This window comes from Myroides sp. WP-1, assembly GCF_014145635.1.
Taxonomy (GTDB): Bacteria; Bacteroidota; Bacteroidia; order Flavobacteriales; family Flavobacteriaceae; genus Flavobacterium.
Genome location: NZ_JACHTC010000019.1, coordinates 15946 through 42235 on the forward strand (window position 1 = coordinate 15946; position 26290 = coordinate 42235).

General features: G+C 36.8%; 22 protein-coding genes. 7 read left to right on the top strand and 15 right to left on the bottom strand.

Features of this window, described 5'->3' with window-relative positions:
- Positions 1 to 174 precede the first annotated feature (174 nt).
- Positions 175 to 933 (top strand): 5'-methylthioadenosine/adenosylhomocysteine nucleosidase, encoded by a 759-nt coding sequence (locus H4K33_RS13985; RefSeq protein ID WP_182650048.1) that lies wholly within the window; start codon positions 175 to 177, stop codon positions 931 to 933.
- Between the two features lie 31 nt (positions 934 to 964).
- On the opposite strand, the gene H4K33_RS13990 is transcribed toward H4K33_RS13985, so the two are convergent.
- Entirely contained in the window at positions 965 to 2038 is a 1074-nt protein-coding gene (locus H4K33_RS13990) for an endonuclease/exonuclease/phosphatase family protein (RefSeq protein WP_182650050.1), read from the bottom strand.
- A 113-nt stretch (positions 2039 to 2151) separates the two neighbouring features.
- On the opposite strand from H4K33_RS13990, the gene H4K33_RS13995 reads away from it, so the two are divergent.
- A complete protein-coding gene (locus H4K33_RS13995) occupies positions 2152 to 4971 on the top strand; it encodes a carboxypeptidase-like regulatory domain-containing protein (protein ID WP_182650053.1) in 2820 nt (939 codons plus the stop codon).
- 12 nt (positions 4972 to 4983) lie between these two features.
- The gene (locus tag H4K33_RS14000) at positions 4984 to 6465 is read left to right on the top strand and encodes a DUF5689 domain-containing protein (protein WP_182650055.1); all 1482 of its coding nucleotides are present in this window, start codon (positions 4984 to 4986) and stop codon (positions 6463 to 6465) included.
- Positions 6466 to 6519: 54 nt separating this feature from the next.
- On the opposite strand, the gene H4K33_RS14005 is transcribed toward H4K33_RS14000, so the two are convergent.
- Positions 6520 to 7569 (bottom strand): endonuclease/exonuclease/phosphatase family protein, encoded by a 1050-nt coding sequence (locus tag H4K33_RS14005; protein WP_182650057.1) that lies wholly within the window; start codon positions 7567 to 7569, stop codon positions 6520 to 6522.
- Positions 7570 to 7689: 120 nt separating this feature from the next.
- On the opposite strand from H4K33_RS14005, the gene H4K33_RS14010 reads away from it, so the two are divergent.
- A complete protein-coding gene (locus H4K33_RS14010; protein ID WP_182650059.1) occupies positions 7690 to 10527 on the top strand; it encodes a carboxypeptidase-like regulatory domain-containing protein in 2838 nt (945 codons plus the stop codon).
- A 10-nt stretch (positions 10528 to 10537) separates the two neighbouring features.
- On the top strand, positions 10538 to 12520 hold the full coding sequence (locus H4K33_RS14015) for a DUF5689 domain-containing protein (protein ID WP_182650061.1): 1983 nt from the start codon (positions 10538 to 10540) through the stop codon (positions 12518 to 12520).
- Positions 12521 to 12592: 72 nt separating this feature from the next.
- On the opposite strand, the gene atpG is transcribed toward H4K33_RS14015, so the two are convergent.
- From atpG to H4K33_RS14075, 12 genes are all read right to left on the bottom strand, one after another.
- Positions 12593 to 13456: an ATP synthase F1 subunit gamma gene (gene atpG, locus H4K33_RS14020; protein ID WP_182650063.1), complete on the bottom strand. Its 864-nt coding sequence runs from the start codon at positions 13454 to 13456 to the stop codon at positions 12593 to 12595.
- Between the two features lie 66 nt (positions 13457 to 13522).
- The gene (gene atpA, locus H4K33_RS14025; protein WP_182650065.1) at positions 13523 to 15097 is read right to left on the bottom strand and encodes a F0F1 ATP synthase subunit alpha; all 1575 of its coding nucleotides are present in this window, start codon (positions 15095 to 15097) and stop codon (positions 13523 to 13525) included.
- 42 nt (positions 15098 to 15139) lie between these two features.
- Positions 15140 to 15676, bottom strand: coding sequence for an ATP synthase F1 subunit delta (gene atpH / locus H4K33_RS14030; protein WP_182650068.1), 537 nt, complete (start codon positions 15674 to 15676; stop codon positions 15140 to 15142).
- A 7-nt stretch (positions 15677 to 15683) separates the two neighbouring features.
- Positions 15684 to 16184 carry a F0F1 ATP synthase subunit B gene (locus tag H4K33_RS14035; protein WP_182625951.1) on the bottom strand — a complete coding sequence of 167 codons (501 nt, stop codon included), beginning with the start codon at positions 16182 to 16184 and terminating at the stop codon, positions 15684 to 15686.
- Between the two features lie 100 nt (positions 16185 to 16284).
- Positions 16285 to 16479 (bottom strand): ATP synthase F0 subunit C, encoded by a 195-nt coding sequence (locus H4K33_RS14040; protein ID WP_060874638.1) that lies wholly within the window; start codon positions 16477 to 16479, stop codon positions 16285 to 16287.
- A gap of 62 nt (positions 16480 to 16541) precedes the next feature.
- On the bottom strand, positions 16542 to 17720 hold the full coding sequence (gene atpB, locus H4K33_RS14045; RefSeq protein WP_182650070.1) for a F0F1 ATP synthase subunit A: 1179 nt from the start codon (positions 17718 to 17720) through the stop codon (positions 16542 to 16544).
- An 89-nt stretch (positions 17721 to 17809) separates the two neighbouring features.
- Positions 17810 to 18223 (bottom strand): DUF6168 family protein, encoded by a 414-nt coding sequence (locus H4K33_RS14050; RefSeq protein ID WP_182650072.1) that lies wholly within the window; start codon positions 18221 to 18223, stop codon positions 17810 to 17812.
- 4 nt (positions 18224 to 18227) lie between these two features.
- Positions 18228 to 18440: an AtpZ/AtpI family protein gene (locus tag H4K33_RS14055; protein ID WP_182650074.1), complete on the bottom strand. Its 213-nt coding sequence runs from the start codon at positions 18438 to 18440 to the stop codon at positions 18228 to 18230.
- Complete coding sequence (locus H4K33_RS14060) at positions 18440 to 18820, bottom strand: polymer-forming cytoskeletal protein (RefSeq protein WP_182650076.1); 381 nt, start codon at positions 18818 to 18820, stop codon at positions 18440 to 18442. Before H4K33_RS14060 ends, H4K33_RS14055 begins: the two co-directional genes overlap by 1 nt.
- A gap of 16 nt (positions 18821 to 18836) precedes the next feature.
- Complete coding sequence (locus H4K33_RS14065) at positions 18837 to 21431, bottom strand: sporulation protein (RefSeq protein ID WP_255493753.1); 2595 nt, start codon at positions 21429 to 21431, stop codon at positions 18837 to 18839.
- Positions 21432 to 21825: 394 nt separating this feature from the next.
- A complete protein-coding gene (locus H4K33_RS14070; protein WP_182650078.1) occupies positions 21826 to 22527 on the bottom strand; it encodes an ATP-binding cassette domain-containing protein in 702 nt (233 codons plus the stop codon).
- 7 nt (positions 22528 to 22534) lie between these two features.
- A complete protein-coding gene (locus H4K33_RS14075; protein ID WP_182650080.1) occupies positions 22535 to 24016 on the bottom strand; it encodes a DUF5687 family protein in 1482 nt (493 codons plus the stop codon).
- 243 nt (positions 24017 to 24259) lie between these two features.
- On the opposite strand from H4K33_RS14075, the gene H4K33_RS14080 reads away from it, so the two are divergent.
- Both H4K33_RS14080 and H4K33_RS14085 read left to right on the top strand, forming a co-directional pair.
- Positions 24260 to 24670, top strand: a complete 411-nt coding sequence (locus H4K33_RS14080) for a hypothetical protein (RefSeq protein WP_182650083.1) — start codon at positions 24260 to 24262, stop codon at positions 24668 to 24670.
- Positions 24671 to 24754: 84 nt separating this feature from the next.
- Positions 24755 to 25180, top strand: coding sequence for a c-type cytochrome (locus H4K33_RS14085; RefSeq protein ID WP_182650084.1), 426 nt, complete (start codon positions 24755 to 24757; stop codon positions 25178 to 25180).
- A gap of 50 nt (positions 25181 to 25230) precedes the next feature.
- Here H4K33_RS14085 and H4K33_RS14090 read toward each other — a convergent pair whose 3' ends face one another.
- On the bottom strand, positions 25231 to 26217 hold the full coding sequence (locus tag H4K33_RS14090; protein ID WP_182650087.1) for a TerC/Alx family metal homeostasis membrane protein: 987 nt from the start codon (positions 26215 to 26217) through the stop codon (positions 25231 to 25233).
- Between the last annotated feature and the right edge of the window lie 73 nt (positions 26218 to 26290).

Below are 26290 nucleotides of genomic sequence, written 5' to 3' on the forward strand. Positions count from 1 at the left end.
TTTTACGCTAAAAAAACCAAATACAACTCGTATCCATATTTTATTCGCCAAAAAAAGCAAGTATTACTAACACATTGAAGAGAACGCCGTTGATCATTCAGTCCTGACAGTTGAGACGCGGTCTGTATATTAAACAATTATTTCTACTTTTGGTCTACTAACATACGAGTTAAAATGGAGGAACAAATTATTGGTATCATGGGGGCAATTCCCCAAGAAGTAGACGGAATCATCGCAATTTTAGAAAACAAAACAGCCACTACAATTGGTAATCGCACGTATTATGAAGGTCAATTGGGCAAGCAAAAAGTTGTTGTTGTTTTTTCGCGTATTGGAAAAGTAGCGGCCTCAGCAACAGCTTCAGCTTTATTATTGCGCTTCAACGTGAGTGAAATTATCTTTATTGGTGTTGCAGGCGGAATTGCACCGCACATTGAGGTAGGAGATGTTGTAGTTGCAAAAGATTTGATTCAGTACGATATGGATGTTTCTCCTTTGCGACCAAAATACGAAATACCTTTACTTCAAAAGACCTATTTTGAAACAGATTCAACGCGATCAAATCAAGTGATGAAACACATTGAAAATTTTATTGCACCCGCAATACTGACCACTAAAATCGCGCCAGAAGAATTGAAAAAATTTGCCATTAATCAACCCAAAGTATACTTCGGTACAATTGCTAGTGGAGATCAATTTTTTTCTACAGATCACCAAAAAGAGCAATTACAACAAGCCTTACCTGAAGTACTTTGCGTAGAAATGGAAGGAGCTGCAGTTGCACAGATTTGTTACGAATACAACATTCCTTGCAGTGTAATTCGCACTATTTCGGACAAGGCTAATCAAGAAGCTAGTTTTAGCTTTGAGTCGTTTGTTCAGAAAATCTCCCAAGTGTATGGACAAGAAATCATAGAACAACTTTTTCAATAATAGAAAGGTAGTACGTTGTACTACCTTTTTTTTACCAAGTTCGAATGACATACAAAAAGACGGGGAAGTGATCACTAAATCCTGGTTCATTGGTTGTATTGCGCAAGGGATAACCTCGATATTGCCCTGAAGATTGTACCATAAAGGGTTTTTGAAAAATTTGAGCTTTCCAATAGCGCCAAGATGCATAATCATTCCCTAAAAAAGCTTCTGTTAAAATAAGTTGATCAAAAATATCCCACTGGTCTTGATAGGCTAAAGTTCCATATCCCTGTTTAGCCATTTTGTCCATCGGATTAAACAGCCCCAGTGGTTGTACTTTACTTTGATCTCCTTCCGTTTGCATGATGCTCTTTACACTCGTATTGAACGGTCCGTCATTCAAATCTCCCATCGTGATAATTTTAGCCTGTGGATTAATCTTTTGCAAAGAATCTATGATCTTTCTATTTAATGCCGCTGCCGCTTCTCTATTAACACTACTTAATTTTTCACCTCCTACTCTTGAAGGCCAGTGATTGACAATAAAATGCATCTCTTCTCCCTCCAATAAACCGGATACTAATAGCTGATCTCGGGTATAAATTCTCCTTTTAGACGTCTTGTTTTTTGACTTTTGCCGTTGATCGTAAATGTAAAGGGTATGTTTAGAGCTTTGGAGGAGGACAAAATGTTTTTTTGCATACAATAATCCAACATCAATTCCCCTTCTATCCGGAGAGTCGAAGTGAACAATACCGTAGTTGCCGCGTTGTAAGCTAGGCTGTTGGACTAAATCTTCTAATACCTGGCGATTTTCAACTTCAGCCACACCTATAATTGATGGCATCAGGGGATTCTCTTCCCTACCTACCTGCGACAAAACACGAGCTAAATTACGTAGTTTTTGTTGGTATTTCTTTTGCGTCCAAACTCTTGCCCCTTGTGGCGTCCATTCTTCATCTCTATTCTTGGGGTCTTTAAGCGTATCAAACAAATTTTCGCAATTGTAAAAGGCTATCGTCCGCACTTGATATTGTTTATCCTGTGCAAAAACAGTTCCTTTCCCTACCAACCCTACAAGTAAAATTAATAATTTCAAACAATAATTTATCATTTCATTCATTTTTATAATTTTTCTTCATCAAATACAATTAAAAATAAATAATAATTCAATAAAAAATTAACTTTATAAGAAATAAATCATTTTTAACATCCATTTAATAATCTATTTTGTTTATGAAGAATTTTTTACTTGTCTTATTTGTAACCTTTCCGTTTTCCTGGATCTATTCACAGGAGGAAGAAAAAATTACGGGGAAGGTACTCGACGCCAAAACGCGTCAGCCGCTACAGGCCGTAGTAGCCCGTATAACGGGCACTCATCAATTCACCACAACAGACCAAGAAGGGGTCTTTACTCTACAATTTTCAGCACCAGGATCTTGGGAGATTGAATTGTCTTCTCCCGCCCATACAACCAAGCGATTCGCTGTTGAAATTGCCTTTCAAGAATCGTTGGATTTCGGCCATTTATTTCTCGAAGAAGATTGGGTTTCTACCGAACAATTGGGGTTAATTACTTTAGCAGAGGATGATTTAGACCATGACGCCTCTTCTACAATGGGCAGCGCTCAGTTACTACAGGCAACGAAAGACCCTTTTCAGCAAGCGGCTGCATACGCATGGGGGCAAAGTTTTTTTCGCATTCGAGGGTTAGACAATGCATATGGAAAACTACTAATCAACGGATTAGTTATGAACAAAATGCAAAATCTTCGTCCTCAATGGAGCAATTGGGGCGGGTTAAATGAGGCGACGAGAAATCAGGTGTTTTATACGGGATCTTCTGTAGCTCCAGAATCCTTTGGCGGTATTGTAGGCACTCAGTCAATCAATACGCAAGCCTCAAACTTGAGAAAAGGAACGCGCCTTGGCTTTGCCGGTTCAACTACTACTTACCAATGGAAGCCTTTTTTTAGCTATGCATCTGGTTTAACTCCTAGCAATTGGGCTTATTCGCTTTCAGGTTCTTATCGCGGAGCTAAAGAGGGCTACTGGCGAGGTACAAACTACGATACTTTATCCTTTTTTGTGGGCATTGAAAAAAAAATCACCGATAAACACAACCTAAGTTTTTCGGGTATTTACGCCAAAAATAAACGCGCTAAAAACAATGCTAATACGTTAGAGCAAATGCAGCTTAAAGGAGTGAACTACAATTCGTATTGGGGTTGGCAAAATGGAAAAAAGCGAAATGCCCGTTATCAAATCACTGAGGAACCGTTAGTTACACTTACACATACGTGGACATTAAATGAACAAACAAAGCTAACTACAACTCTGGGGTATCAATGGGGGTATCAAGGACAAAGCCGATTGGACTACCAAGACAATTTAAATCCAGATCCTGCCTACTACAAAAACTTGCCTAGTTATTATTTTACTCAAATTGACGATGCTTACTGGCAAATGTCATCAGAAGAGTTTGCTTCTCTTTCGGAAGATGACACCTTTAAACAGGCAACTTTAGCCAATTTACAACAAGCGGAACAAGTTGGATCGGCATTTCAACAAAAGGGACAGCTCAATTGGCAAGAACTATACAGAGTCAATAGCCTTTTTAATGGACAGAGTAAAATTGTATTATATGAAGATCGACAACAAGATCAAACACGCTCATTTAACACCAACTTTCAAACTGTTTTTTCAGATAACATAACCTTTTATGCAGGATTAAATTATCGCCATTTACAGTCTTCAAACTTTAAAAAGCTCGTTGACTTATTAGGGGGGACACACTATATGGATATTGATTCTTTTCAAGCAAAAGAATTACAAGACAGCGATGTAAACCATCCCAATCGCACTCTTGTTACTGGAGATCACTACGGATATAACTACAAAATTTTCGCAACAACTGCCGATGTTTTTAGTCAATTTGTCTTTCGCTATCGTCGATTGGAGTTTTATTTGGCGGAAAATATTTCCTTTAGCACTTATCAACGAGAAGGACAATACAAAAATCCGCACTACCCTACTCAATCCTACGGAACTAGTGAACAAGTGCATTTCAATACATTGGGGATTAAAGGAGGTTTAACGTATTACTTATCAGGTAAACACCTGTTTCAAGTCCAAGCAATTTACAACAATCAAGCGCCATCTATTCAAACTTCATTTGCTAACATTCGAATTAGCAACGAGTTAACGCCTCAGTTAAAAGCGGCAAATATTTTTAGTGTAGAGGGTAGCTATCGCTTTCGATCACCTACTTTTCAAGCCAGATTAACAGGTTATCTAACAGAAGTACACAATGATACACAGCTCAACTTTTTTTATACAGAGGGTATTGCTATTTCGGAGGGCAAGGGAGATTTAGTTTCTGAACGCATCACCAACAGCAACAGACGTCATATTGGTATGGAACTAGGTGCTTCCTATGCGTTAACTTCTACAATTAACCTCTCTGCCGCTGCAGCGTTGGGCCAGTCTTATTACACAAACAATCCCAATTTACATTACAATGCAACCAATGCATCTCAACCGGTAGATTTAGGTCAAACTCGTTTAGTAAACTACAATGTTGCCAATGGCCCACAAACAGCACTATCCCTGAGCATAACTTATCGCGCTCCTACTTTTTGGTTTATTGGAACAACAGTCAATTACCTTGCTGATGCTTTTGTTCACGTTGCTCCTCTTAGGAGAACCCAACACTTTATTCGCGATCCAGAACAAATGGGTCTTCCTTTTGAAGGGTTAACCTCCGCACACTTACGTCAACTTCTTAAACAAGAGCGACTACCCACATATAGTTTAGTCTCTCTTACTGCAGGCAAATCTTGGCGACTATTTAATCGCTCGACACTTGGTTTTTTCGCCACCGTACAAAATCTATTCAATACTACCTATCGCACGGGTGGATTTGAACAAGCAAGAAATGCCACTTATGCACAAGAGCTAAAACGCACCAAAGGAGGACATGCTGTATTTGGCACCAAATATTGGTCTGGTTATGGCCGAAACTTCTTCATTCAAATTTACTATAACATTTAACTCCCCCATCCAATGAAAACAAGATATACACCCTTAATCCATTTTTTTATACTTCTCCTTTTTGCCAACTGTGCTAAAAACGACAATTTTTCTGTTCCCTCACTTACATGTGCCGACCCCGTCCTGCAAGTCAACACAACGTTAGAGGAGGTATCTAAACGCATAGACGATAAAATTAGACCCTATCCTGGCTCAAAAACTGACATCTTAACGGCACTTGTCATTTCAAGTGACCAAGGCGGAAATTTTTACAACAAACTCTACATAGTAGATGAACAAACACAAACCCCAGCCATTATCAATTTAGAAATGACAGCATCATTTACAACTTTTCCTCCAGGCACCAAAATTCAACTCCACTTAGCCAATCTATATTGCATCAATAGTTATGGAAAGTTAAACTTTGGCGGCGGTATATACACTGCCACTAGTGGTAAACAATACATTGGAAGTATTGCGAAGAACGCTATTGTTCAATGCATCAAATCGTATTGTGATCCAGTACCTGATCTAACGATATACAACCATCATCTAACGATAGAAAAGCTCAAACAAAACACGGAACAATACGTTGGTAAATTACTTACTCTAGAAAAGGTTCAATTTGATCCAAGTCACATAGGAAAAAAACTATACGATCCTCTCGATGTAGATACACAAGGTTATACGTTGAGAAAGGTAAAAGATGCCAAGGGAAATACTTGCTATATCCGAACAGGAAAAATGAGCAAAGACTTTGTTGATTATGTCATTACAGCCAACAGTGGTACAATTACGGGAATTGCAGATGTATTCGGTAAACAAATTCAATTTTATCCCCGTGTCTTAGAAGACCTACAACTCGACCAACCGTCTTTGGATGAGCTTTCTTCAGAAACAGAAGGTGAAACAGATCCGGATCAAGGAGAAATTGAACAAGAAACAATTCCTGTTCAACCTGGCACTCTATTGGCTTTTCCTGGTTCTGACTTTGAACAATGGGATGATTTTACCGCTTCCATTGGTACAACTGGATTAAAATTTGCCACTCAGGCTGTAGGATTAGGATGGGAGCAGTCTACAGGATTGGCTTTTCAAGGTTCGCCTACTAAAACGGATTACGCCTTTATCGTTTCATCCGTGCAAGTTCCCCCAACTGCCACTTCCCTTTCTTTCCTTCTAAAAGGAACAGCAAGTAAGCGATCGCTCTCCGTCAATGTGTATAATGCAATGGGGTATTTTATTGCCTATAATCTTGAAGATGTTCAACAGAGTAAAATCATACTTCCCTCTTCTCATACCAATGAACAGGGCAACGTTAATCAATACAAAGGCACAATCAACACCCAAGGTGAATGGATTAAAATTATCCTTCCTTTAGGCGATTTTGCCTACAATCAGTCGGGACAAGGCCCTTTACTTTCTATTCGATTTAGAGGTAAAACCGCCACAATAGCCAGTGATTACGATTTGATACTCGATGAGATTCGGTTTGAAGAGGAACAAGTGGATTAAAAAAATCGTATACAAGTTTATAATTTCAAAAAAGAGTGCACTTGCACTCTTTTTTTATCGTTGTTCGCGAATCAGATAAATGTAAACGGGAAAGTGATCACTAAAACCAGGTTCACTATTACTATTTCGCAGAGGATATCCTTTATACTGTCCTGTAGCTTGTATCATAAATGGTTTTTTAAATATTCTTGCCTTCCAATATTTCCAAGAGTCATACCCTTCTTGTAGGTATGCCTCTGTCAATATCATTTGATCAAAAATATCCCAAGCATCGCGATACGCTAACGTTCCTAAACCATCTTTCGCCATCTTTTCCATAGGATTAAACAATCCTTGTGGTTTTACATCCTCCTTTTTGCTTTTGGCATTTAATACTTTCTTGATACTTTTATTATATGGACCATCATTCATATCTCCCATGGTGATGATTTTCGCTTGTGGATTAATTCCTTGAAGAGAATCGATGATTTTCATATTTAGCGCAGCTGCAGCTTCTCTGTTTGGGCTACTTGCCTTTTCTCCACCTACTCTTGACGGCCAGTGATTGACAATAAAGTGAACTTCTTCTCCGTCCAACAACCCTGTAACTAGCAGTTGATCTCGTGTATAAATGCGCTTATTATTTTTGAGTTGATCATAGATGTAAAGTGTATGTTTAGATGTATGTGTTGGTGAAAAATGTTTTTTACTATAGAGTAATCCCACATCAATACCTCGACGATCTGGTGAATCATAATGTACAATTCCATAATCGCCCGATTTCATGCTTGCTGCTTGAATCAAATCTTCTAATACACCTCTATTCTCCACTTCGGCAACTCCGATAACAACCGGCATATTGGGATTTTCATCAGTGCCAATTTGCGACATTACGCGTGTGAGATTTTCTATTTTTTTCTCGTATTTCTTTTTTGTCCACGCTTGTGCTCCATCAGGTGTCCATTCTTCATCATAAATCTTGGGATCGCGAATCGTGTCGAACAAATTTTCACAATTGTAAAATGCGATTGTGTGAATTTGATACTTTTTTTCTTGGGCGTGAAGAGTTATACCTAGTCCTACTAGAATTAACCCTAAAGTCAATATTTTTACTATTTTCTTCATAAGTTAACGTAATTTAGAAAAATACTTATGACAAAAATAGCAGTTTTTATCTTAAAAACTTAACTTTACTAGGAAAAGTATACTACTTTTCAGGTTAGCACTTTAATATTAAATAGCACTATGAGGAAACTTTTATTTGTTTTGTTGTGTGCAACATCGACATTTTCGTTTGCACAAGACTATCACGAAATTAGAGGAAAAGTACTCGATGCCAAATCTCGAATCCCGATTAATGCGGTACATGCGAGAATCGTTGGCACTAATATTTCGACTCTAACAAACGGTGAGGGAATCTTTGTTTTAGAACTCATTTCATCTGAGGAACAAACGGTAGAATTATCTTATCCTGGGTACGTCAATTTACAGTTGTATGTAACTAGAGAAGATAATAGCACCTTAGATTTAGGTGAAATTATTCTGGAAGAAGATTTAATGGCTCAAGCTCAAATTGGCTTTATTACTTTAACTGAAAATGATCTCAGCGATGACAATTCTGGTTCGGATACTTCGTCGGGATTATTACAGGCAACTAAAGACCCTTTTCAACAAGTAGCAGCCTTCAACTGGGGGCAATCTTTTTTTAAGGTTCGTGGACTAAACAACGAATACGGAAAAACACTTATCAATGGAGTTGTGATGAATCGCATTTTAGATGGTCGTCCGCAATTTAGCAACTGGGGAGGCTTAAACGATGTGATGCGCAATCAGGAGTTTTCATCTGGTTCTAAACCCTCCGATTATACATACGGAAGTATTTTGGGAACGCAAGCCATTTCAACGCGAGCCTCTCATATTCGAAAAGGATCACGAGCTGTTTTTTCAGGTTCTAACACCAATTATAACTGGAGACCAACCTTCATGCATTCCTCTGGTTTGAATAAAAAAGGATGGGCCTATGTAGTAGCAGGATCTTATAGAGGAGCTAAAGAAGGTTACTGGGAAGGTACAAATTACGATGCTTTATCTTTTTTTACTGCAGTTGAGAAAAAATTTAATGAGGAACACAGCTTAAATTTTTCTGCCATCTATGCCAAAAATAAAAGAGGGAAAAATGCTCCCTTAACCCAGGAACAAGCGGATCTAAAAGGTTTTAAATACAATTCCTATTGGGGATGGCAAGAGGGAGATAAACGAAATTCTCGTTATCGCGACATTGAACAGCCCATTTTCATGCTGACTCATTATTGGAATATGAATGAAAAAACATCCTTAACTACTACCGCCTCTTACCAATTTGGGTATATTGCAGATAGTCGATTTAGTTATCAAAATAATCTTAATCCAGACCCTGCCTACTATAAATACTTACCTAGTTACTATACCACGCAAATTGACCCTTCCTTTTGGACGATGACGCCCGAACAGTTCAATAGCCTTTCTCCTAACAACCCGATGAAAGTCAATACCATCTCTGCTCTAAAAAATGCAGAAGAAAACAGAATCTCTTTCATTGAAGGAGGACAAGTGGATTGGAATAACATCTATGCGACTAATAACAGTTTTGATGGAAGAAGTAAAATTGTATTATACGAAGATCGCCAACAAGAAAAAATCTTCGCGCTGAATTCTTCTTTAAAACGAAAAATAGATGACAATATCACTTTTGATGCAGGGATAAATTACAGAAAATTAACGTCAAACAACTACCAAAAACTAACGGATTTATTAGGTGGTTGGTATTATTTAGACATCGATACTTATCAAAAACCCGAACTACAAGATAAAGACAACAACAACCCTAATCGACAAGTCAAAGAAGGTGATAAATTTGGTTATAACTATAAACTTTATGCAGATGTTGTTGATGTATTTGCTCAGCTTGTTTTTGATTACGGGCCACTTGATTTTTATTTTGCATCAAATCTCGGATATACCAATTACCAACGAGAGGGATTGTATAAAAACCCCGTATATATGGATAATTCCTATGGAAAAAGTGGTCACACAGACTTTACAACCGTTGGTTTAAAAGGAGGAGCTACATATCAAATAACGGGCAAACACGCCTTGGATGTCAATATTTCTTATCATGAACAAGCACCTACGATTAAAAATACCTTTGCGAATGTACGTGTAAACAATGCTTTAGTTCCCTCGCCCAAAAATGAAGACATTTTTAGTGTAGATGGTAGCTACATCTTGCGTACACCAAAGCTAAAAGCAAGAGTAACCGGTTACTTTTCTGAAATTCACAACAGTACTAAAATTAATTTTTACTTCGCTGATGGTGCAGGTCTAAGAGATGAGAATGGAGAACTATACAACAATGGCAATAGCTTTGTATCTGAAGTATTAACAGGTATTAATAAAAGGCATCTTGGTTTAGAAATTGGGGCAGAATATCAACTTACTCCAACCGTAAAGGCTACTGCTGCAGCTGCACTTGGACAAGCTTTTTACACGAGTAATCCCAATGTGTATTTATCATCAGATAACCTATCGCGTACCTTTGACTATGGAGAAGCAGCTCTCAAGAAATACAAGCTCTCAAATGGTCCTCAAACGGCTTTATCCCTTGGTTTGGAATATAGAGATCCAGCCTTTTGGTTTGTGGGTGCAAACGTAAACTATATGGCTGATGCTTATACTGATGTATCGGCTCTAAGAAGGACGCGAAACTTCGTTTTAGACCCTACAACTCCAGGTCAACCATTCACTGATATTACAGACGGAAAATTGCGTCAAATTTTAAAACAGGAGAAACTAAACGACTTTACTATCGTCAATATTACTGGTGGTAAATCGTGGCGATTACCCAACAGAACAATTGTAGGCTTCTTCGCTTCAATCAACAATGTATTCAACAAAGTTTATAAAACAGGTGGATTCGAACAAGCGAGAAATGCAAACTACAAGCAAGAGATAGAGCGCAACAGTGGTCCTTATAATCGATTTGGCAACAAATACTTTTATGGATATGGCCGTAATTTCTTTGTAAATGTTTACTACAACTTCTAATTTCTTAACTATGAAAACGATATTTAAATCTATATTTTTTGTCGCACTAGCCGGAATTTTATTTTCTAGTTGTGCTAAGAACGATGACTTTTCCGTTCCTTCCATAAATTGTGAGGAACCGAACGTAGCCATCAACAAAACCATCGACGATCTATATTCCTTAGCCGAAATAACGGTAAAACCCTATAGTGGAGATCCACAAGACATTCTGAAGGGAGTGGTTGTTTCTAGTGATAAAGGCGGAAACTTTCACAACAAAATTCACCTCGTTGATGAAAGAACACAAAAACCATTAATTGTAAATTTAGAAAACGGCACTTCTTTTGTACAATATCCTCCGGGAACAATTATTTATATTCGTCTTGGTGGTTTGTATTTCAATACCAATTACGGTGTAGTCAATGTTGGTGGAGGTACTAATGGCAAGTATACGACACCGATTCCCAAAGGATCCATTGACAAATACATTGGCAAATATTGCAAACCTGTTTCAAACTTTAACGACTATAACCCAGTCATTACACTAGCGGAACTCAATGAGAAGAAAGAGGAATACAAAGGAAGGTTGGTAACAATAAAAGACGTACAATTCAACCGAAAAGTAGTTGGAAAAACGCTGTATGACAAAACAGATGTTGACAGTCAAGGGCAGACCTTGAGAGAAATGGTAGACAAAGACAACCGCACATTCTTCGTGAGAACAAGCCAATACTCTACTGATTTTACAACATATGAAATTCCAAAATACAGCGGATCAATTACAGGTATCGTTGATATATTCAATAATATAGTTCAATTCTACCCCCGAGTATTAGATGATATTAACTTAAAAGATCAACCTTTTGGTGATGACGAAGGCCCAATAGATCCGGGAGATAACGTTGAATTAGGTAAGTTCTTGGCTTTTCCAGGAGCAGATTTTGAAAACTGGGATGCGTTTTTAGGTGTAATTTTTAAAAATCAATTGAGTGATGCTACAGCACAAAAAGCAGAAGGTCAAGGATGGGAGAATTCAACAGGATTAGCCGTAAAAGGCACTCGTGTGAAGAATGGTTATCTATTTTCAGTAGAGAAAGTAAAAATGCCAACAGACGCTACCAAGTTATCATTTGTTATGAAAGGGAAAGCAGCTAAATCCCTATCAATCAACGTACACAAAGCCAATGGAGTAAACTACTATGCTTACAACCTCGAAAGTGTAACGACAAGCAAAGTACTCCAACCCAATATGACAGAAACAGAGTACAATGGAGTTCCATCAGGCAACACAACAAATATTTATGGAGGTACCATAGATACCAACGACAAATGGGTGAAGATAACACTTGATTTAAGCGCTTTAAACGGCGATTACCACAAAACTGGAACAGGAACATTCATTAGCTTTAGAAATGGAAATGAGGCCGAATATGACCTTGTAATAGACGAGATTCGATTTGAAGACGGAACACCAGTAGAAGATGATGGCGGACCAGTTGACCCAGAACCAGGAGATCCATTCGTCGTGGCTGATTTCAATGCATGGGATGGATTTGTAAGTACTTTAAACAATTTTGGACTAAAACCCTATGCAACACATGCACCCGGTCAAGGAAGAAATGGAAAAGATGCTATGAAACTCTCAGGAACTACAACAGGGAACGACTACGTATTTACCATTACAAACAAAGAAGTAATTGCAGGCAAAACAAAACTTGTAGTTTGGATCAAAGGAACATCAACATCCAAATCTCTTTCATTCAATGTCAACAAATCAGCTGGAGGATATGATCCGTTTAACGCGGGTACTGTCGCTACAGAGAATCTCGAACTTTCGAAATTTACAACAAACCAATATAATGGGTCAATTGACACTAACAATCAATGGGTCAAACTAACATTGGATTTAACCGATACAGCATACAATACAACTGGAGGTGGAGATGTTTTCTCCTTAAAAACAGGTAGCGGATCTACCTATGAGTTACTTATTGATAGTATATACTTTGAATAAACGAATAGTAATAAAACAAAAAAGGCTGTCTCTAAGAGACAGCCTTTTTTTAAAAGTATAATCTATTTTCGATTAGTTGTTTAATGCTTCTGCACCACCAACAATCTCTAAAATTTCATTTGTAATTGCAGCCTGACGAGCTTTGTTGTAACTCAACTTCAACTCGTTTCTCAATTCTTGTGCGTTATCTGTCGCTTTGTGCATCGCTGTCATACGCGCTCCGTGTTCTGAAGCTACAGAGTCTGCGATTGCTTTAAACAATTGCGTTTTTAACGACAACGGAATTAAAGTTTCAATGATCTCTTCTTTTGAAGGTTCATAGATATAATCAGATGCTGCTGCACTTGCTTCTGTTTCTATTGGCAATAATGGCAAAAATTGCTCTGTAACTACAATTTGAGTAGCGGCATTTTTAAACTGGTTATATACAATTTGGATTGAGTCGTATTTCTCATTCACAAATGCTTCCATTACATGCTCAGCAATAACAGCAGTATGATCGAAATCGAAATGATCGTATAGTGAACTTTGATTATCAACAACTGTAAATGATTTTTTAAGGATATCAAATCCTTTTTTTCCAATTGTCAATAAATCGATGTTAGCACCTTTAAATTCAGAATTCGCTAATACATTGATCTGTTTAATGATGTTGGCATTGAAACCACCACATAACCCTCTATTAGAAGTTACTGTAATGAACAATACATTTTTTACCTCTCTAACTTGCGAATATACACCTGAATTCTCTCCTTCTAAAGTAGAACTAACATTTTGGATAATCTCAGTTAGCTTCTCAGAATAAGGACGCATAGCTGTAATCGTATCAGTTGCTTTTTTCAATTTAGCTGCTGATACCATTTTCATCGCAGATGTAATCTGCATTGTAGATCCAATAGAAGAAATCCTATTGCGTATTTCTTTAAGATTTGCCATTTGAAAACGTATATAATTCAGAAAGAGAATAAGCTTTTAGCAAGCTTAAACTCTTTCAAAAAATTCTTAATATTTTGAAGCTAATTCTTTAGCTACTTTCTCTAAAACACTAGTTTGCTCGTCTCCGAATTTACCAGCTTTTAATTGATCTAAAACATCTCTGTGACGTGTGTTAAGAGCTTCTAAGAAATCTTTTTCAAACTCTTTCACTTTGTTTACAGGCACATTTCTCAATAAGTTTTTAGAACCAGCATAGATGATAGCAACTTGATCTTCTACTGTATAAGGATCGTTCACTGCTTGTTTCAAGATTTCAACGTTGCGTTGACCTTTTGAAATAACGTTCATAGTAGCTGCATCTAAATCAGAACCAAATTTCGCGAAAGCTTCTAATTCACGGAATTGCGCTTGGTCTAATTTTAAAGTACCTGCTACTTTCTTCATTGATTTAATTTGAGCTGAACCTCCAACACGAGATACAGAGATACCTACGTTAATTGCAGGACGTACCCCTGAGTTGAATAAGTCAGACTCTAAGAAGATCTGTCCATCCGTAATAGAAATTACGTTTGTTGGAATATAAGCAGAAACGTCACCCGCTTGAGTTTCAATAATAGGTAAAGCTGTTAAAGATCCACCACCTTTTACGAAAGGTTTGATTGACTCAGGTAAGTCGTTCATGTTTTTAGCGATTTCATCATCACCAATAACACGAGCAGCTCTTTCTAATAATCTTGAGTGAAGATAGAAAACGTCTCCAGGGTAAGCCTCACGTCCCGGTGGTCTTCTTAAGATCAAAGACATCTCACGGTAAGCAACAGCTTGTTTAGATAAATCATCATAAATAATCAAAGCTGGACGACCAGTATCACGGAAATACTCTCCGATAGCAGCACCTGCCATAGCAGAATAAACTTGCATTGGAGCAGGATCCGAAGCGTTAGCCGCAACGATGATTGTATAATCCATTGCACCTTTTTCTTCTAATGTTTTAGCGATAGCTGCAACAGTTGAAGCTTTTTGTCCAATAGCAACATAGATACAGTAAACAGGTTGACCTGCATCAAAAAATTCTTTTTGGTTTAGAATTGTATCGATACAAACTGTAGTTTTTCCTGTTTGACGGTCACCAATAACCAACTCACGTTGTCCACGTCCAACTGGGATCATCGCGTCAATCGCTTTAATACCTGTTTGTAATGGTTCAGTTACTGGTTGACGGTAGATAACACCTGGTGCTTTACGCTCCAATGGCATTTCATATAAATCACCTTCGATAGGACCTTTACCATCGATTGGTTGTCCTAACGTATTAACAACACGTCCTACCATTTTCTCTCCTACGCGTAGAGAAGCGATACGACCTGTTCTTTTTACTGTAGCACCTTCGCTTACACCAACAGAAGAACCTAACAATACAATACCTACGTTATCTTCTTCTAAGTTTTGTACCATTGCCTCTAAACCGTTGTCAAATACAACAAGCTCTCCGTACTCTGCATTAGTTAACCCGTAAACACGAGCAACTCCATCTCCTACTTCTAGTACTGTACCTACTTCTTCTAAAGAAGCCTCAGAGCTAAATCCAGATAATTGTTTCTTTAAAATCGCTGAAATCTCAGCTGGTTTAATGTCCGCCATTTTTATCTATGTTTATACACGAAAAATTCGTGCGGTGATTTTTTACTTAATTAATTCTCTTTTTAATACTTGTAATTGATTTGCTAAAGAAGCATTGTATTGTAAATCTCCAATTTTCAAGATAAAACCTCCTAAAATTGATTCATCTACAACGTTTGTAATAACAGCTTCTTTACCTGGAGCTAAAGTCTTGATTTTTGCTAATACTTTAGCTTCAAGGTTAGCATCGATTGGCATTGCTGTAGTAACAGTTACTTTCTCAATACCTTTATACAAATCGTATTGTTTTTGAAACTCTAAAGCAGTTGCTTCTAAAATTCCGAATCTACTATTTGCTTTTAATAGTTTGAAGAGTTCTTTTACTCCATCGTTTACTGTTGCGAATACTTCTAATAAAGCATTTAACTTCAACTGATCTTTAACGATAGGGTTTGCTAAAAACGCCTTCAACTCACTGCTTTGAGCTATTGATTGAGAAATAAGGATCATATCCCCATTGATAGCATCAACATTTCCTTTTTCCAAAGAAACCTCAAGCATTGCTTTTGCATAACGTGCCGCAGCTCTTGTGCTTACCATAGTGATATTAGTTTAATTTTACATCATCTAACATTTTCTCAACCAATTGTGTTTGAGCTTCTTTGTTAGATAATTGATCTTTCAATAATTTTTCAGCGATTTCAATTGAAATTGATGAAACTTGAGTTTTTAAATCAAGAATAGCCGCAGCTTTCTCGCTTTCAATTGTAGCTTTTGCTTGAGCGATTAATTTTTCACCCTGAGCTTCAGCTTCTGTCTTAGCATCAGCGATCAATTTTTCTTTGATCTCACGAGCTTCTTTTAGTAAAGTATCGCGCTCAGCACGAGCTTCAGCTAATAACTTTTCGTTATCTGCTTTTAAATTAGCCATTTCTCTTTTTGCGTTTTCCGCAGCTGCTAATGCATCAGTGATTCCCTCTTCACGAGCTTCTAAAGCATTTACAATTGGTTTCCACGCGAATTTTCCTAAGATAACAACAATTACTATCATAATAATTAGTTGCCAGAAAAATAGTCCAAAACTGAAATCGTTAATTAACTTATCCATTATCTAAAATTATACTTTTTAATACCTGATTTTGTTTAATTAAAATAAGAAGTTTACCTGTAACCAACCGTTACAGATAAACTCTTTGTACTGACTTGGATTATTTACCTAAGATTAAAGCACCGAATGCTAAACCTTCCAATAAAGCTCCAATGATGATCATTGCAGTTTGGATTTTTCCAGCAGCTTCTGGTTGACGAGCAATAGCGTCCATTGCAGAAGAACCAATTTTACCTAAACCGTAACCAGCTCCGATTACGATTAAACCTGCACCAATGATAGTTGGAATTGTCATAGTATTGAATTTAATATTAATTAAACAAATTTATTTATACTCTAATTTTTATTTCTCTTTTATTAATGTGCTTCTTCGTGATCGTGATCTGCTACAGCCATTCCAATAAATAATGACGATAACATTGTAAAGATAAACGCCTGTAAGAAAGCAACTAAAATTTCTAATACAACTAAGAACGTAGATAAGAAGAATCCGATTCCGATTGCTCCACCTGTTCCTAACGCTTCTTTCATTACGAAGATGATTGCGATTAATCCGAATACTACCGAGTGACCTGCTGTAATATTAGCGAACAAACGCACCATTAAAGAGAATGGTTTAATAATTGCACCTAAAATCTCAATTGGCATTAACATAAGTTTCATTGGCACAGGCACACCTGGCATCCAAAACATGTGTTTCCAGTAGTCTTTATTTGCTGAAAAATGCACAATAATAAATGTACAGATTGCCAAACAAACCGTTACTGAAATATTTCCGGTTACGTTAAATCCTAGTGGAGTTAATCCCAAGATATTCAAAATGAAAATCAAGAAGAACACAGACAACAAGTACGGCATAAATTTTTTGTACTTTGCTTTACCGATGTTTGGCACAGCCATTTCATCGCGCACATAAAGCACCAAAGGTTCTAAACCTCTAGCAATACCTTTTGGTAAGTTGTTTGGTCCGTTTTTGTATGTTTTTGCTAATCCTAAGAAAAGGATAAACATTAAAATTGTAGTGAAGATTAAAGAAGCTACGTTCTTTGTGATAGAGAAATCAAGTGGTTTCTCATTGATTGGGTGATGCGCCTCATCGTACTCAATTGTACCTTCTGCATCCGTTTTGTATATCTTACTGTGATATAACTTGTAGAATTGTCCGTCTTTCTCTACTACGTTCTTCCCGTAGTCAAATTCCGAAGACATAAAGATTTTAAGACCGTTATCGATCAAGATAACTGGTAATGGAAAACCGTAGTTTTTACCTGTTTCTTCATCAGAAAAGAAAACAAATGAATAATCATCTGCTAAGTGATGGGTAATATGAGCTTGAACTTTCTCAGCTTGAGTCATTTCAGCAGGGTTTTCTACTTTTTCCCCCTCAACTACTTCAAGGGTTTCTTCAACAGATTGCTCAGCTTCTTGAATTGAGTTTTCAAGCTTTTGAGTAGTAGTTTGCGCGTACGAAAATACCGACGAGGCTGTAAATAAAACAGCTGCTAATAAATTCAGTGATTTCTTGAGAGTCACCATATCTTAACTTCTTGAATATTTTGGTTCCTAAAATTTTGTGCAAAAGTACAATAATTCTTGTATTATCATATCTTTATATCAAACTTTTTTTACTTAGTTTCGTCTGACGTAGTATTCTTATTTAAAATGCTATAGGCTACAAATGCATCCCCGCCGAGGAAAACCAATACAATTACTAAGAAATTGTATTTAAATCCTTCATCAGCCATTTCGTGATCTAATCCATTTTTTGCGAATAAATAACTCGCAATTAATCGCACAGTAATGAAACCTAGAAAAACAAATCCCAAATTATTGGGTAAGCTATTTTTGATTCCAAACATCGCAAAAAAGATGATAATAGAGAAGATGAATTCAAATCCATAAAATTGTTCTAAACTATATCCGAGCTCAATTAAAGAGTTTCCGGCATTGGTAAATGCCACAACGGCATAATGTAGGGCAAAAACTACGACTAAACCAATAAAAAGTTTCAATCCGATTTGTAGTGTTTCTTTGTCCATTCTTTTATTTATTTAACTGATTGACTTGTTTAATTACTTGGTACAAAGCTAAACCTACTCCCATTAACGTACAAATTTTATTTGCAATTGCGTTTTCAAATCCGTATCTATCGTCCAACCAAGTACCTAACAAGTGTGATAAATAAATAATTATCCCCATCTGAATGGGGATATTAATTAAAGACAACCACTTATTGGGTGATTTCTTTTCTGTCATTAAGATACTTGTTCATTGCCAACCATTTGACACTTAACATCAATCTTTGCACCTGGTTCAACCGCTAAGCGTCCTACCTTGATATCGCCTCTAATTCGGGCAGCAGATTTTACAGTAAGTAGGTCATTCACTAGGATATTCCCTACTATTTCACCTTCAATCTCACTGTTTTCACAACTGATATTCCCTACAATTCTCGCTATAGGTCCCAGCACTAGTCGTCCCTTCACTACGACATTCCCCTCAATAACCCCGTCAATTCGGATGTCTGCTATCGCTTCAATATCCCCTTTGATCGTTGTTCCTTCTACAATACGATTTGTTTGTCCCAACAAATCTAATCCTGTTCCTTTTGCTTTCTTCTTCGATTTATCAAACATTGTCAACACAATTTAATTAGGGCCCCACTTGTGCTGGGGCTTTATATTCCTGTAAATTCTTTTTAATTTGGATTACGGTATAATCTTCGTGCATAATGGAGATATAAGCTGGATCATCACCTAAACGACCTATCATTTGCTCCGCTTCTACTTTAGATTTGAAACCGTGTAATACATACATCTTCGTCGATTTAGTATAATAATCTTCGGTAAATTTCAATCCTGTTCCTGCCTCTACCCCTGCTAATCGTTGCATATTGGTTTTTATTGTTGCAAAATCAGCCATTTGATCTATAGGTACTGCTACTATAATTTTCCAATTATTGGCATCTGTTCGAGCGAAACTTTTTGCTTCTAGTGCAGGAATTACATTTTCCAACAACTGTGCAGCTTCTCTTCCTTCTGCTGTAGAACTATAGGTCAAGGCCAAATAGTTCAATGCCTCTTTATAAGGTTTTAAACCTTCTGTGCGTGCAATCATCATTGCATTGAGTAGCTCAAACTTACTAACATATTCATCATCAATACTTTCAAGTGCATTTTTCATCATCGCTTGTGCTTCTTCGAAGTTTTCTGCTTTAAATACTTGATAAATACCTGCATAAATTTGCTCTGGCGATAAGTCACCATCATTTTCAACACTTAAATTCTGCATTAATTTAGCATAACGAGATTCTGGATGCTCCGCAATAATGCGCGCTTTCATTTGAGCTGCTTTTGTAGGATCTATTTCTTGATACAACTTGTACAACTTATACATAGTAGGAAGAATCAATCGCTCTTTCGGATCAAACAGCAACAATTGTTCTAAACGGTTAATCCCTTCTGCAATTTTTCCGAAACGCTCGCTATAGATTGCTCCCAATTCGAAATAAGCCAAATCTCTATCGTCTTTCAATTTGGCAATCTGCGTACTATCTGCTGGTATTTTACTTACATATGTAGCTAGTTCATAACGCGGATCAACAAAGTCATCTGATTTTGGTCCTTTAGCTTCATTATTTCCTTCGTTACCAACTAATTGATCCTCCTCTTCGCTTCCTAGAGCAGCCGAAGATTGCATTGCACTCCATCTCCAGTTATCTGTCAACGTACGATTTCCCCAACGACGTTTAAAATCTTGACGACCACGTGTTATTGCTTGATTAGAGTAGAAATAAAACGTTGTTTTTCCACCCATACTTCCAAAATTGGTTTCTCCGAACGATTTTTCAATAGCCTCTCCAAAATTAGCTACATTAAAAAAGTCAGCTCCTGTATTGGATCCTTTGGCTAAGTTACTTTGCATTTTTCGATAATCCTCTTTGCGCAAGGCATCGATATAGGTCTGGAAATAGGCATTTCGCCCTTCTTCTGACAGGGACACCAAGTGAAGAATACTATCATTAGTACTAGCGATCACCTCCAAATCAACTACTTCACGCAACGATTCTCTGCGCTTCGTTATTCTAAATGTTTCTTTCGCTTTAGGAGGCAGCAAAGCAATTGCACTATCGTAATATTGTCCTGCAACAGCATAACCTGCGGCATTAAAATAAATATCAGCAATACTCAAGAAGTTTTTAGCTTTCAATTGTTTGTCTTGTCTTCCTTCTTTCACTGCTACTTTCAAATAGTCCAACGCTTGCTCTTGTTTTCCTATATCGCGATAAAAAAGACCAACCTGCCGGTTTAACACGTCCAAAAAGGGTCTGTTATCTCTATCTTTCAACAAACTAGCATATTGCTTAAGGAAAGCGACAGAGTCGAGTTTTGCCGCACCTTGTAGTTCAAATAACTCTGCGTATGCATGTATGGTATAAGTTCTTGGCGATTTTCGGTTCATCTCCAAGATGGCGTCAAAATTATTTTTTGCTTCCTCTTTATTTCCGATGCGTCCGTTTAATTGTCCTAAGATAAAATTATATCGTGCTTTTTCTTCCGAAGAGGACACCAAAGCCACTGCCGACTTTAAAGCCGTACTTGCACTGTCTAATTGTTCTAGATTGATATATCCTTGTGCCAACATGGCATAAGCATCTGATTCCACCTGCTTATTCAAGCGTCCTTTACGCTCTCTCAATAGTTCTTTCAAATTCTTAATAGCCAAATCATCATAGCGCAAACGCAAGTTTGTTTTTTCACGCCAAACTTTTGCTTCACCTATTAAATCACTATCTGGATATTTGTATAAAATATAATTAAATGCCTCTAAGGCTGGGACAAATCGCCCATCGTAATATCTCGATTTACCAAGTAATAGATAAGCATCAGCCATTTGGCTATTGCGCTCTCTTCCCTTAATGTACATCGAGTGCTTTTGAATGGCTTTTGCAGCCTTGTTTTCTGCACGTGTAAACCCTTGTCCATCCGTACTCTCAGGCCCACCTAGATTCGTGCCTGCTACGGATAAATTATCCAAAACATTGCCTTGTTTGGACTCTAGTGAAACCCCACGTTCAAATTCTCTTTCAGGATCTACTTCAATATCGATACGCTCAATGGGTAAAATTTCCCAATAGTCATCAAAGTAACCTTCCTTCAAAGCATCAAGTGCCTCTACATAGGACTCATTACCGTGAAAAAGGATATTGTATTTTGTTGTTAAAGCATGATAGCCTCTATTCAACATCTTATCCTTTTTTACAGAACACGCTATAAAAGACATAAAGAGCAGGATAATTCCTCCAAACCGAATGATAATCTTTGTTTTCAATATCTAGGCTAAACTTTATATAACAACTATTTTTTCTTTCTTTTAGTATCAACCAAACAGTAAAAATACATCACTTTTTAATACTTTTTGCAAAATTTCTTAAAAATAAGAAGGGGTTATCTATCAAAATCATCCATTTTTACTGCTCAAATTCGCTTCTTTCTACTTTGAATAGAAGAAAATTAATTTGTTGCAAAATACAAAAGAAACTTTTATTATAATTTAATGATCCTGATAAAATTACACGAGAAACGCACACAAAAAAAACAGCACTTGAAAACAAGTGCTGTTTTTTATAGAGATTATGAGTCTAACTTACTGAGCTGAAAAAACCTTCCAACTCTTGATAGGTAATTTCTGCGGTATTCACATCGTGTCGTAATCGTCCTTTTTCTAGTGCTATAATGCGATCAGACACCTCATAGGTATGTTGTAAATCGTGACTAGAAATAATCAATGTCATTTGTTTGGATTCCTTTTTCTTCTTGACTAATTCTTTTAAACGCATTTGCGTAGAGGGATCGAGATTGGCAAAAGGTTCGTCTAAGATTACGAGTTCAGGATTGCCGATAAACGCTGCTACAATACCAATTTTCTTTTGGTTTCCTTTAGAGAAATCTCGAATATATTTCTTTTGACCAAGCACCTCTCCGTTGAAAAAACTCAGATGTTCTTTTACGAATTCCTCTACTTCAGCCTTAGACCATCCTCGTAAATTACCGAGGAACACGAAGTACTCCTCTGCAGTCAAGTAACCGATAAGAAACGTTTCATCTAAAAATGAAGTGGTATAATTTTTCCATTGTTCTGAGGTAGCCACGTTGCTTCCTTTCGAAAAAACGGTTCCTGAAGTGGGTTGAATCAAATCTAACAGCAAGCTGAAAAAAGTTGTTTTTCCAGCACCATTGTTTCCAACCAAACCAATACTCTCTCCTTTGCCGATAGACAAAGTTTCCAATTCCAGAACGGTTGTTCCGTTATATATTTTGCGTAAATTATTAACTTGTATCATAGGATTTTTATTTTTTATAAGCGGCTAAAGCGGCGTATTTTTCTCGGATATAAACTTTTTCAATATACTTAAAGGCAAAGGGGTAAAGGAATAAACCTGCTATTCCAACTAAAATCAAGAGGGTAAAACCACCCCAAAACGGATAAATTAAAGATCCGATGTAGTAAAAGACAAGGGGAAGAATCATTTTTGGAAGGCTAATTAACATCACGCGCAGGTTAAATGCATTGACATCTCCAAAAACATTTTTTGCAGCAGTTAAATCCATTGGCATTTTTAAGTACGCTCCTCCCCATAATACAAAGTATCCATTAATTCCCATATTAAAAATACCCATAGCAATCACTAAATAAAACAGTTCTTTATCAATCAGGATATAAAAAAAGCACACCAAAGTCGATACTAATGTTCCCAACACGATGATCAACCACTTGGACATTAAGTAATCGCGGTACATCACGTTTTGCGTCATCAATAAAGGGTAATAAGAAGAATCCCAACTAGGTACATATTGTCCAAACAGCATTAAGAAGCCCCCTGTTGAGAAAAAAGCCAGAAACACAGAAAAGAAAGCAGGCATTGCCCCACGTTCAATTCCTTCTGTTGTATTAACCATAAACACACCATAGAACATAAAAATAACACTCATCAAAACCGTTACCCTTGCTCTTTTGTTTCGCACAATTAGTCGAATATCATTGCGCAAGAAATTGGCATAACGACCAAATCGATCTAGCCAACTCATTTCTAACGAAATACTCTCTTTGATACGCACTTTTTCAAGGTCATCTAGGTACATTCGCGTCAAAAAGAAGCGATATGTAGCCCAAACCAGGCCGGCTAATAGCACCAAATAAACGAATAAACTTATCGGATATAGATAAGGCAAAGCAAAGAGATATTGTGTATACAGCGTGGGATCAACAATGTGGTAGTATTCCAAACCGAAGCACAGTGCTACAATCCCGACAACAGCATAAAAAACAGGCGGATACGCACTCATCAAGATATTGACACAATGCATCATAAACACCATACTATACAGTGCAATCGTCCAAGCTAAAACTGCAATCACAGATTCACCTTCCACAATCGCTATAATAGTAAAAGGAATAACAAAAAAGAGTTGAATGATATTAAATGCACTTAAAAACGTCTTTCCTACATAAAAGGTAACGATTTTCGATCGCGGTATATTGAGTAATAAATACGGTTTAATGCTCGCAACAGGCCCTTTTTGCAAGAAAAAACGAAAGAGAAGTTCAATTGTAAAATAGTAGAGTAAATATCGACTAACCTCCATAATCGGCAATGCAGTAGCGTCATCTTCTACTATTCCGTGATAAATAGCGATTCCTGCGAGTAACATCATACAAGCTAAGTAAATTATACCCAACCACTTAAAAACACTGGCCACGATATCCATACTACTTTTATTTCCTCTCGCTAGGCGTTTCCGTTCTAGCGCAAAAAACCATTGATAAATCATTATACTTTTATTTAAGTGTACAAACCATTAGTATAGCGCCGTACAGAAACGTTACAAAAATTATAAACCTTTCTTAAAATAAAAAAATCTCCCAATAAAATTGGAAGATTTTCACTCAAACATAAAACCAAAAAAACTATCATTATCGTTTTAGGTATACCAAATTTTAGACCAAACTTTTCTCAATCAAAACAAAAAGTAGAATCGTTGAAATAATTTTATCTTTGCGCAAATTTTATTCCCATGAAAAAAGATATTGAAATACCAGAAGTAAAAAACGTTGAAATTGCAATTGTAAAAGAGTATAACGAAGATTTTTTACAAGATGCATGGTATGCTTATTTATTTAATAATTCTAAAGACCTCATCGAAGCAATCATGATTGTCTCAAAAGCAAGTGGTATAATTGATGGCGAACAAAGAGATTCAAGTATTTTCAGACATGCTTTTCCTTCTTTAGCAGCAGGTGAATCGATTAAAGTTGAGCTATTAGATGAGGCGATTTTCGATTTGGACAATACGTTTATGTTGACTTATTTTCAGGGTGCTAAACTTTATGATAAAAATTTCACCTTCCCAGCGAAGAGTATCACAGATGAAGCGTTAAAAACCCTTTCATTTGCAAATAAAAAAGGTATAACTCAAACAAAATAACTATATACCAAATAGTTGATCATAATTTATACTAATTCCAAAGTTTTGGTTTTGTATCTTGTCTGAAACAAAAATACACAACTTATGAAACTAAAAGACACGGGAATTGTATTGGCCTTCTTTGGCTTGATGATTAGTTTATTGTCTTTCAAAAACAATACAACGGTGACTGAGAGCACAGTAGCTCAATCACAATGGAAAAACCTAACCGTACTTCCACAAGATATTTCGAAAGACGATTTAGAAAAAGTTATGAAGGGTTACAACGCTGCATTAGGCGTTAAATGTAGCTATTGTCATGCAGCAGCACAAGACAAAGATGGACTGGATTTTGCTTCAGATGCAAAAAAAGAGAAAGACTTTGCTCGTCATATGATTGTTATGACGCAAAAGATTAACGCGGAGAATTTCAATTGGGAACAAGATCCAAATCCAGAAAACATTCAGGTTGTAACTTGTACGATGTGTCATCGTGGCAATACAAGTGCAACAGAATCGATGAAACTATAATTCCATCCAATACTGAAAAAGGCTGTCCAAGTTGGACAGCCTTTTGTTTATTATACAACTTCCTTCTTGGGAGGAAAGAGCAAGGATAAAACTACTGACATGGTCAATACACTTGCTATAACCGCTAAGGAAACTAAAGAATCAATATGTACAAAAGGAGAAATAATCATCTTAACTCCAATAAAGGAAAGAATAATCGCTAATCCATATTTGAGTTTTGAGAACTTATCCATGAAGTTCGCTAATAAAAAGTAAAGCGAACGCAACCCTAAAATAGCGAAGATATTTGAAGTATACAGGATAAAAGGATCATCAGGAGCAATTGCGAAAATAGCAGGAATACTATCTACAGCAAACACTAAATCTGTAAACTCAATAACCATCAAAGCAACAAATAGTGGAGTTACCATTTTCACTCCATTCTTTACTGTAAAGAATTTATCTCCATCATATTCATTGCTTACTTTGAAAAACTTATGCACCATACGCACAGCAAAATTTTTTGTCAAATCTTGTTCTTCACTGTGATCATCTTTAGCAAACCACGATTTTATTCCCGAAACAAGTAGAAAAATTCCAAAAATAGTCAAGACAACATTGATTTCGACTTGATGTCCGAACAATTCAAAAGCAGGTAAGTAGGTATGATTAATTAATTCGACTCCAGCAAAGATAAAAATAGCTCTAAACACTAAAGCACCTATAATTCCCCAAAACAATACTCTGTGGTGTAATTCTTTTGGTACCTTAAAGAAGGTAAAGACTAAAATAAAGACAAATAGGTTATCAATGGACAGGGCTTTTTCGATCCAATAAGCAGATTGAAAACGCGCAAAGTTTTCAAAGTCCATATAGTAGTAAATAACTCCACTAAAGACCATGGCTAAACCAATCCATACGACGGTCCAAATTAATGCTTCCTTGGTTGATACGACGTGGCTATTTCGATTAAAAACACCTAAGTCTAACAAGAGCATGACTAAAACTACAATTCCAAAAACAGCCAAAAGGCCAGGGTGATTAATTAAATGATCCATTCTATTTATTTTTTAACAGCACAAAACTACTTGATATATTTTCCCCCTAGGCGATTGATTACAAACAACTATA